Annotated in this window: 10 protein-coding genes; 6 read left to right on the top strand and 4 right to left on the bottom strand. The window is 52.0% G+C overall.

The genetic code is table 11. The features are described 5' to 3' along the window. Positions 1–105 precede the first annotated feature (105 nt). The 4 genes from ruvA to A918_RS19845 form a co-directional block, all read right to left on the bottom strand. A complete protein-coding gene (gene ruvA, locus A918_RS0107845) occupies positions 106–723 on the bottom strand; it encodes a Holliday junction branch migration protein RuvA (protein ID WP_022710527.1) in 618 nt (205 codons plus the stop codon). Further along, on the bottom strand, positions 720–1,253 hold the full coding sequence (ruvC, locus tag A918_RS0107840; RefSeq protein WP_022710526.1) for a crossover junction endodeoxyribonuclease RuvC: 534 nt from the start codon (positions 1,251–1,253) through the stop codon (positions 720–722). The genes ruvA and ruvC overlap by 4 nt, the downstream gene beginning before the upstream one ends. Positions 1,254–1,450: 197 nt before the next feature. Then, entirely contained in the window at positions 1,451–1,957 is a 507-nt protein-coding gene (locus A918_RS0107835) for a DUF1465 family protein (RefSeq protein WP_028233530.1), read from the bottom strand. A gap of 620 nt (positions 1,958–2,577) precedes the next feature. Continuing rightward, positions 2,578–3,798, bottom strand: a complete 1,221-nt coding sequence (locus A918_RS19845) for an OpgC domain-containing protein (protein ID WP_033315971.1) — start codon at positions 3,796–3,798, stop codon at positions 2,578–2,580. Positions 3,799–4,192: 394 nt separating this feature from the next. Between A918_RS19845 and A918_RS0107825 the strand changes: the two genes are divergently transcribed. The 6 genes from A918_RS0107825 to A918_RS0107790 all read left to right on the top strand — a co-directional run. Beyond that, the gene (locus A918_RS0107825) at positions 4,193–4,858 is read left to right on the top strand and encodes a thiamine phosphate synthase (protein ID WP_022710523.1); all 666 of its coding nucleotides are present in this window, start codon (positions 4,193–4,195) and stop codon (positions 4,856–4,858) included. Positions 4,859–4,870: 12 nt separating this feature from the next. After that, on the top strand, positions 4,871–6,040 hold the full coding sequence (locus tag A918_RS0107815; RefSeq protein ID WP_371257508.1) for a tetratricopeptide repeat protein: 1,170 nt from the start codon (positions 4,871–4,873) through the stop codon (positions 6,038–6,040). Between the two features lie 335 nt (positions 6,041–6,375). After that, positions 6,376–6,936, top strand: coding sequence for an elongation factor P (efp, locus tag A918_RS0107810; protein ID WP_022710520.1), 561 nt, complete (start codon positions 6,376–6,378; stop codon positions 6,934–6,936). A 445-nt stretch (positions 6,937–7,381) separates the two neighbouring features. Continuing rightward, positions 7,382–8,173 (top strand): inositol monophosphatase family protein, encoded by a 792-nt coding sequence (locus tag A918_RS0107800; RefSeq protein ID WP_022710518.1) that lies wholly within the window; start codon positions 7,382–7,384, stop codon positions 8,171–8,173. A gap of 336 nt (positions 8,174–8,509) precedes the next feature. After that, entirely contained in the window at positions 8,510–9,520 is a 1,011-nt protein-coding gene (locus A918_RS0107795) for a MotA/TolQ/ExbB proton channel family protein (protein ID WP_022710517.1), read from the top strand. Positions 9,521–9,530: 10 nt separating this feature from the next. Continuing rightward, the coding region (locus tag A918_RS0107790; RefSeq protein WP_022710516.1) for a peptidoglycan -binding protein at positions 9,531–10,449 on the top strand (919 nt) is incomplete at its 3' end.

Genomic DNA, 10,449 nt, shown 5'->3' with positions numbered 1-10,449 from the left:
CGGGCGCAAAGCCGTGTCCGTATCCTCCCCGCGCTTTTGCGCAGAAATCAGACGATCTTCATCACTCATCAGTTACACCCGCATTCATTTTCTCAAGCAACGCTCTTATCGCGCCAGTTCTTTCAATCCAAGCCGGATCAGCTTGGCAGAATCTGCATCTTCTCCGACCTCGCGCAAGGCACTGGCCACCGCATTGGCAGCCTGATCGCGTGAATAGCCGAGATTACTCAGCGCAGAAACCGCATCACTCACTGCTGTGGAGGCAACACCCTCACCGATTTCCTGCTTCAGCCCGATATTGGCCGCAGCATCACCGGCAAATGCAGGCGCCTTATTCTTCAGCTCAGTTACGATGCGCTCGGCTACTTTTTTGCCGACACCCGGCGCACGGGACACCATAGCAATATCACGCAAAGCAATGGCATTGGCGAGTTCAGACGGCGTTAATGTGCCCAGCACTGCCAGTGCCACTTTGGCACCAACGCCCTGTACATTCTGCAACAGCCGGAACCACTCACGCTCCAATGCCGTGCCGAAACCATAAAGCCGCAGCACATCTTCACGCACATAGGTCTCAATCAGCAGAATAGCCGCTTCACCCGCTGAAGGCAGATTGCCCAGCGTGCGCGCAGAACAGAAAGCCACATAGCCGACCCCATGCACATCAAGAATGACGTGATCGTCAGCAATTTCATCGACAACACCTTTCAGTTTCCCGATCATGATATCGCTGCAATCCTCCCGCTTTTCTTCAGTTCCGCCAGATTATACAAGCTGTGCCGGTTATGGGCATGACAAATGGCAATTGCCAGCGCATCCGCCGCATCGCTGGTATCAAAACTCGCACGCGGCATCAGCACTTTGACCATCATATGAATTTGCTGTTTTTCACCGTGGCCGACACCAATAACGGATTTTTTCACCGCATTCGGCGCATATTCAGCCACTCGCAATCCGGCCTGTGCAGGCACCAGCAGCGCAATACCGCGCGCCTGCCCCAGCTTCAGCGTAGCACCTGCATCTTTATTGACGAAAGTATGCTCAACAGCCGCCTCATCCGGCATCATCTGATGCAGGACAGCGCTCAATCCTTCATGCAACTGGCATAAACGCGAGGCAAGATCCATTTTGTCATCAGAGGTGACAGTTCCAGCTGCAATAAAATGCAGGGAATTACCCATGGACTCAATCACGCCCCAGCCGGTGCGGCGCAAGCCCGGATCAATACCAATAATGCGAATCGCCTGTTTCATATGCTGACCTTACCTTGTGTAAGGTCCATTCAACAATCAAAATGTGAACAAAATGGAAACATCGCATTTTTAGGGCGGGAGAAGATGCCAGAGCGTGTGCATTAAATCATAGCCACTGCGCTCGCTCTGTCTTTTTGTTTTACGCATGTCGCTATCGGAAAACCGGTGCCCACTTTTCCGCGACAAGCGCCGGCAGATCAATTACTGCCAAATGCTGTGCGCAACAGAATGATCTGATCCGAAACCGGATTACCCTTGCACTCAACCAGTTCACGGATCGGCTGATGATAGCTGTCACCATCCATGCAACGCACGCGATCCTGAAGATGCAGCGAATGCGCAATCATATCGCGGAAAGCCTGCGGCAGTTCTTTCCAGCCTGCGGTCTTTTCACCGGCAGAATGGGTTTCCAGACTGACCTTTGCTTTCTCTTTTGCCACCATTTCGCGCGGCATATCTCCGGAACGGCTGGCACGCAGCAGCAAAAGCCAGGAGGCAATATGCATCAGACGCGAGGTCAGACGCATGGATTCAGCGGCATAAAGTGTTGCAGCCTTGTGAGACAGGGAACGCGCAGCGTCTTTCCCCTCACCGTCAAGATAAGCGGCGGCTTCTTCCACCAGCGCCATACCTTCACTGTAAAGCGGTTTGAAACTGTCTGAAAACACCATACGCTCCGACAGACGGATCATATTGTCCGGCACTCTGTTTTCGCTGCGATGTGTCTGTTCCATCATCTTGTTCTGCTCACTGGCAACTGCAACTCACTGAAACGCAGTTGTAATTTTTGACAAGCATTCCGACCACGTAAGGCACCGTATTTTCTCCGGTTTATAACCGGCCAAACAGGCGAATCCCCCATAATCAGGCTGCACTTCACTCGTTTGCATCACAAAGCGTGATCGTAAAAAACCGTTTGGCTATGGCCTATCCAAGCAAAATGCACGCTCATACACGCTCGCGCAATAATATGGTTAAAGAAAGATGAATTGTGATTTTGTGCTTGCCAGAGCAAATAATGCTATCCAGACGAATAGAGTCAGCCTGTTCAGATAGTTAAGCAGAATCGCCTGTATTCTCCGGCAAGAACAACGCCTGCCCGCTGATTTTAGCAGAAGTGCTTTATCCACAAAGCGGCTCTCAACTGCGGATAAACAAAGCAGGTCCGGAAATAAAAAAAGAGCCGCAAAAGCGGCTCTCAGAAGTTTAACAGGGAGGCGTCATACAGAGGGACCAAGTCCACTCGGTAAGAATCCGGCAAAACCGGATAGCCTTATATTCTTTTGTTAACTTTAATATTTGGTTAATGCGGTTTCTATCACTTTCAGGAAGCAGGAACCGAACGTGGCTTCACAGCTATAGGAGCTGGCTTCCGGCTCTCTGTCGCCCGTGCAGATCTAGCAATTTCAGGCACAGGGCTTTTCGAAACTGCTTTGCCTTTCCAGCCGATACGCGGCAGCCATTCCAGATAATAGATCAGCGCAAACTGAGCCATAATACCGCCCGCAATCAGCAAGGTGTCAAAGGACAGGCTCACCGGATAGACATGGCGCAGCGCCTGACCAACCATCGCCAGAATAGTACCGGCTACAAAAACCGGCAGCGAATGTTTACCCAGCAAGGCCAGCGGATGATTCATATCAAGACGGGCTTTTTCCGACAGCGCAGGGATACCGGCAATCACATAGGCAAGCGCCAGCACATGCAACAAACGGGTTGCCGAGAGATAGGTCTTGTCAAAACCGGTCAGCACCGCAGGCAGGCCAAAGGAAATATCCCAGTTCGGATGCGGGACACGCAGCCACAGCAGGGAGAAAACCAGATAACCGATCGCCGCAATCATCAGCGGACGGTTCTGATCAAAGCGGCCGCCCTGCTTCACATAGGTCATCGCACCAATACCGATGGCGAACAGAAACTGCCACGACAGCGGATTGAGGAACCACACGCCCTGTGTCGGATAATTCACCGGCGCAATATGATAATAGCCGGACAGAAACCAGATCGAACCGGAAATCGTCAGCATCAGCGAAATGCTGATCCGCGACAGATAAAGCATGACCGGCGCAAACAGCATCAGCACCAGATAGAGCGACAGAATATTATTATAGCCGAGCTGATGGCTAAGCGTGGCCAGACCGACAAAAGCCTGCGCAGGCTGTTCCATCACAGTTTTGATATTGATCATTTCCAGCATTTCCGGCCGTTTCATATAAATTGCCGTAAAACCGAAAATCGCCAGTGTGATGAGCGTTGTCATCATCTGCGCCATATAAAGCGTCATCGACCGGCGTGCCATTTTCAATGACAGCAGCAGGCGATTGCCTTCAACAAATTTGGAACTATAGGCAAGCGCAACAGCCAGACCGGAAATCAGCACAAAAGCTTCCGCAGAATCGGAAAAACCGAATTCGCGATGCGTGAATTTCTCATAAATTGTGCCCGGAACATGGTTGATGAAAATCGTCAGCAATGCCAGCGCCCTGAAAACATCAAGACGCGTATCGCGCATTTTCACCATCTGTCCTGCATTATGTATTGTCATTGCCAGCCTGCCTTTTGCCTGACTTGCCTGAATGTTTTCATCTCTCAAGAAGCGAAAACATGTCCTGCAGACAGTTTTTGTCTGCATACAACAATACGACTCAAATGGGACACGAAAGCGGCTAAGCTACTGCTTACCCCCATCACATTATTTTCCAGAACTAAACAAAACGACAATGTCAATAAGTTGTTAGCATCAAGATCGAAGGGAAATTCGGGGAAAAAGGACAGCGCTCCGATGTTTTTGCACCTGTCTTTAAAAACCGCGTTATCTTTTGGCAAATATGCTCTAAACAGAAGATAATGACCGGTATATTGCATATTTTACACTGTGCAATTCCCGAACTTTGCCATTTTTATGGGCTATTGGCGCCCGCTCAATGAGGCTTTATCTGATGAAATTTCCTGCAAACCGTCCGCGTCTGGTGCTGGTTGTCCCTTCTCCTTCTTCGGAAGAGCATACGGCAGATACGCTGCTTGCCACGCTGGATAAAGCCCTGACTGCAGGCGACATTGCCAGCGTCATTCTCGACAACGGGAAAACCGACGAGGCATCCTTTCAGGCTTTTGCAACATTGGCCGTTGGCAAAATTCAGGCAGCAGGCGCCGCAGCCATTATTCTGAACGACACCCGCACTGCCGGTCGTGTCAGCGCAGACGGCGTGCATATTGAAGGCTCTCTGGCCGATATTGCAGATGCTGTTGAGCGCTATACGCCGAAAATGATCGTCGGCACCGGCAATGTGAAAGAGCGCCACACAGCGCTGGAAGTCGGTGAGTTGCAGCCGGATTATATGTTCTTCGGCAAAATCGGTGCCGATACCAAACCGGAAGCCCATCCGCGCAATCTTTCACTGGCTGAATGGTGGGCGGCAATGGTCGAGATTCCGGCTATTTTGCAGGCTGGTGCAAAACTGGATGATCTCGCGGCTTGTTTTGCCACACATGCAGAATTTATCGCATTGGGTACGGCTGTGTTTTCCGCAGAAGATCCTGCACAGGTTATTGCCGATGCAAACCGCCAGCTCGATGAGATGAGCGCGGCTGAGACTGAAGAGTAACAGAGTTAGACCATGCTGAAAAAATCCGTTTTGTTCAACAGCACCTGTGCTTTCTGGTTGGTTGCCGCAGCGGCATCTATGCCGGCAACCACTGTCATGGCTGCAGAGGCCGCAAAACCGGCACCTGAGAAAACAGTGCCTGAAGCTGACAAACCCAAAACGGACAAAACAGAGACGGATAAGCCGGCAGATCCGACCGGCGCATCTATGGATGTACCGGCGGTTTCAACCGGCTTCACTATTCCGGAACTTGCCGGATCATGGTCGAAAAATCAGACTGAAAAGTCTGATATGCTTCAGCAACCGGCAACAACCGATGCCATGCCCGCTTTTAACGAGAACCGGTTCGGGGACAAAATTGCCGATCCGGCCTTCGGTGCATTTCAACGCGGTCTTTATCTGACAGCCTTCAATCTTGGTATGGAGCGCGCCAAAGCCGGTGATCCGGCAGCGCAAACGCTGGTGGCAGAAATCTATGCCCGTGGCCTTGGTGTCAAATCCGATCAGAAACAAGCAGCGCACTGGTATGGCTTAGCCGCAGAAAAAGGCGAACATGAAGCCCAGTTCCGCTACGCCGCCATGCTGCTTCAGGGCATCTATGTCACCAAGGACGCGAAAAAAGCTGAAGAGCTGATGCAAAAAGCGGCCGAGGCAGGCAATGCCATGGCACAATTCAATTATGCGCAAATGCTGATGATGCGCCGTCCCGGAGCCAAAGGGCTGGATGAAGCCGCACCATGGTTCCAGAAAGCGGCAGATGCCGGACTGGCCGATGGTGAATATGCTGTCAGTCAGCTGCTTGCCAATGGCACCGCAACAATCAAGCGCGATGATGCGCAGGCGCGCGAATATTTATTACGTGCTGCCCGTAAAAATTATGACACAGCACAGCTTGATCTGGGCACATGGCTGGTCGAAGGGCGCGGCGGCGAGCGCAATTATGATGCCGGTTTCCGCTGGATGCTGACAGCAGCGCGCGGCGGCAATATTGCAGCCATGGCGCGTGTGGCACGGCTTTATCGTGACGGCATCGGCACAGACGGTAATTCGGTTGAGGCTGCGGCATGGTATATTCTGGCGCGGCGCTCAAAACTCAATGCCAAAGACCTCGATTCTTTCATGGACGGGCTGACAGATGAAGAAATTCAGCAGGCCATCGCCCGTGCAAACAATCTGCGCTGACCGGTAAAATTGCATTTTTATTAACATAGAGCGCTGTGCGCCCGATCAGGCGCACAGCGCTTTAACACTTTAAATGAGAGCATAATTTTCGCTTAAACTGATTCAAGTCTAAGAAATTATGCTCTAGTGCAGCCCGAAGTCCGGCAAAGCATCGTATCAGACTTGCTAAAATTGCAGATTTATGGTCTTGAAAACCCCGATTGATATGGCTTGAGAGCCCTCTGATACCGCCTGCGGCATTTTTTGCCAAACCGCCACCGGTTTTGCGCGAAGCGACGCAGAATTTCAAAGGGTAAATCAGAGAAAATTTCACACTAATTCCGGATTGAACGAATATGAAGATCAACGGTAACGAAATCCGTCCCGGCAATGTCATTGAGCACAATGGCGGCCTGTGGGCAGCAGTTAAATGCAACGCGGTTAAACCAGGTAAAGGCGGCGCCTATAATCAGGTTGAACTGAAAAACCTTATCGACGGCACCAAGCTGAATGAACGTTTCCGTTCTGCTGAAACTGTTGAACGCATCCGTCTTGAGCAGAAAGACTTCTCTTTCCTCTATGAACAGGGTGAAGCTCTGATTTTCATGGATACCGAAAGCTACGAACAGCTCGAACTGAACAAAGACTTTGTTGGTGAGCGCGCTGCATTCCTGCAGGACGGCATGATGGTCACCGTTGAAATGCACGAAGAACGCCCGATCGGCATTCGTCTGCCAGATCAGGTTACACTGGCAATCACCGAAGCTGATCCGGTTGTTAAAGGCCAGACAGCGGCTTCTTCCTACAAGCCTGCAATTCTGGAAAACGGCATCCGTATTCTCGTGCCGCCTTTCATTGAATCCGGCGAACGCGTTATCGTTGACACCAACGAACTGACCTACGTATCCCGCGCCTGATCCGGCTCAGAATACCACCTGTACTCTTCAGGATTTAAATATTGTTTCATCCGCAAGGCATGCTTTGCGGATGAAAAAGCTGTTAAGCACATTGACATTTGTGAATAGATCCAGAAAACGAAAGCACTTTTCGGAGAATGTGCGCGTGCTCATATTATTGGGCTGCGTCGATCTGATCCGGCCGTGCCGGACTATGCTCTAAACAGTCTCTCGCTTTTAGCTCAGATATTATTTATGCATGATCTTTATGCATATAAAAGATTATCCGGCGAACAGACGCTGCTCACATTTAACGTCTGTGCCAGCCGGTTTCCACACATGAAAACTGCCCCTCGTCTTTGGTGAGGCTTAGCGGTTTTCTCTTTGACACGAACGCATAAATTGTACCGGCCGGCGATGCAGACTTCAGCCAGCACCGGACTTATGCACTGACAGGACGAAAAATATGGCGCGCTCAGCAATTCTCAACGTTATGGTTCAGGCCGCAATCAAGGCCGGACGCTCACTGGCGCGTGATTTTGGTGAAGTACAGAATCTGCAGGTCTCGCTCAAAGGCCCGGGCGATTATGTAAGTCAGGCCGATAAAAAAGCCGAAGATATTATTTTCAGCGAACTGCGCCGTGCGCGTCCTGATTATAGCTTTCTGATGGAAGAACGCGGCGCGGTTGAAGGTGCTGACAGCCAGCACCGCTGGATCGTTGATCCTCTCGACGGCACCACCAACTTCCTGCACGGTATTCCGACCTTTGCCGTTTCCATCGCTCTTGAGCGTCAGGGACAGGTTGTTGCCGGTGTAATCTACAATCCGGCAACCGACGAACTTTACACCTCTGAGCGTGGTGGCGGTGCATTCCTCAACGACCGTCGCCTGCGCGTTGCAGCCCGCTCCAAGCTTTCCGATGCTGTGATTACCCATGGTATGCCGCATCTGGGTCGCGGCAAGCATGGTCACTACCTCATCGAACTGCGCAATGTTATGGGTGAAGCCGCCGGTATGCGTGCGTTTGGCGCCGCTTCTCTGGAGCTTGCTTATGTCGCTGCCGGTCGCGTTGACGGCTACTGGGATGAGCCGCTGTCCCCTTGGGATATGGCAGCCGGTATTCTGATGGTACGTGAAGCCGGTGGCTTTATCTCCGACAAAAACGGCCAGCAGGACATGTATGAGCAGAAAAACATCGTAGCCGGTAATGAGCTTATTCACGGCCAGCTGCTGCGGACAATCAAAAAGCCGGTCTGATAAAACGATCAGGCTGAAATCACCAATCCCCCGTTCATCTCTGATGTGCGGGGGATTTTTTTATGCCCTGCACCCGTTTTCACCGCTCTAGAGCGGTTTACGTCCAGATTGGATCATAGCGCTCGCTCTATCGCCTTATTTTTACGCATGTCGTTATCGGAAAACCGGTGTCCACTTTTCCGCGACATGCTATAGCTTGCCACAGTCGGAAATATGACAGGAATAAAAGTTTCAGTTTTGAAAATTTTGCAGTAGCGTCCTGTATCACAAAGCGGTTTCAGACAATGCAGAACAGCATCTGAAGCAAAACACATCAGGCTCAGGCGAGAGAATATTATGGCGCAGCGGGATATCAGCATGGGAACAGAATACGACCCGAACCGGCTTTCCAGCCCGCGGCAGGTCATGATGATTATGATTATATTCCTCGCTCTTGTCGCTTTTCTGGCTCTGGTACTGGTACGGCAGATCCAGACTTTCTTCGTCACCAATCCCGGCCTCAACGGCTTGATTCTCGGTGTATTGCTGGTTGGTATCATACTGGCTTTCATTCAGGTTCTGCGCCTTGTGCCGGAAATCCGCTGGGTCAATTCCTTCCGCAACGGTGATGACGGCGCGACGGATCCGGTGCTGCTGGCACCGATGCGGGCGATGATCGGCCGTCGCCAGTCTATGGCACTATCCGCCACATCGATGCGCTCGATCCTTGATTCCATTGCCACACGCCTTGATGAAAGCCGCGATATTTCCCGCTATCTGATCGGGTTGCTGGTATTTCTCGGCCTGCTCGGTACATTCTGGGGTTTGCTGGAAACTATCGGTTCCATCGGTCAGACCATTCAGTCCCTTGATCCGAAATCCAATGATACCGGCACGGTGCTGGATTCGCTCAAGAGCGGATTGCAGGCACCGCTCAGCGGCATGGGCACAGCTTTTTCGTCCTCCCTGTTCGGTCTGTCCGGCTCGCTGATTCTCGGCTTTCTCGATCTGCAATCCGGTCGCGCCCAGAACCGTTTCTATACGGAACTGGAAAACTGGCTGTCCTCGGTCACCGATCTGAATTCCGACCTGCGCGTTGATGCGGAAAACGACAATACAACACTGGAAGAAATCCGCCTGTTCTCCGACCGTCTGCAAACGATGCAGGACGGCAATGGCACCAGCCAGCGCACAACCGCTGCTCTGGCTAATCTGGCAGACGGTGTGCAGGCATTGGTGAAAACCATGCGCCATGACCAGCAGAGCATGAGTGACTGGGTTGAACGGCAGGCCGAAGAGCAGAAAGCTCTGCGTCAGGCTGTCGAAAAACTGAACACCATCCTCTCCGCTACCAAGCGCGAACAATAAGGCGGAACCGATGGCCTTATCCCGTAACCGTCGCAGTGAGCGCCATGTTGATTATTGGCCGGGCTTTGTGGACGCGCTGTCCACATTGCTGCTGGCGATCATGTTCCTGCTGTCCGTCTTTGTGCTGATGCAGTTTCTGCTCTCACAAGAGGTCAATAACAAGGATTCTGTGCTGAACCGGCTCAACAGTCAGATCAGCGAACTGACCGAGCTTTTGTCGCTGGAGCGCGGCAAGGGGCAGGATCTGGAAGATTCGCTGGCCGGTCTTCAGGCATCACTTACCGCTGCGGAAAATGAAAAATCCCGCCTGCAGAGCCTGCTCGCTTCCGGTGGCTCCGGTGCGGCTGCAGAGCAGCGTGCCGGTGAATTATCTGCAACGCTGGATGCTGAAAAACAGGTCAGCGCACGAGCCTTGTCGCAAGTTGAATTGCTTAATCAGCAGATTGCAGCCCTGCGCCGCCAGATCGGTGCGCTGGAAGACGCACTCAATGCATCCGAAGCCCGCGATCGTGAATCCAATACCAAGATCGCTGATCTCGGTAAAAGGTTGAATGTGGCGCTTGCCCAGCGGGTACAGGAATTGAACCGTTACCGTTCCGACTTCTTCGGACGCTTACGCGAGATTCTCTCCGATCGTGAAAATATCCGTATTGTCGGTGACCGCTTCGTCTTCCAGTCAGAAGTGCTGTTTCCGACCGGCTCAGCAGATATCAATCCGCAAGGCCTGATAGAAATGAAAAAGCTGGCCGATGCGGTGGTAGAGCTGAATAAGGAAATACCGGACGATATCAACTGGGTGCTGCGTGTGGACGGCCATACGGATAATGTGCCGCTATCCGGCACGGGCCGTTATCGCGACAATTGGGAACTATCCTCAGCCCGTGCAACGGCTGTGGTCAAATTCCTGATTGCCAATGGTGTACCGGCGA

It is taken from the genome of Pseudochrobactrum sp. AO18b, from assembly GCF_000409565.1.
GTDB classification, from domain to species: domain Bacteria; phylum Pseudomonadota; class Alphaproteobacteria; order Rhizobiales; family Rhizobiaceae; genus Pseudochrobactrum; species Pseudochrobactrum saccharolyticum.
This window is presented reverse-complemented; position numbering and strand designations above follow the sequence as displayed.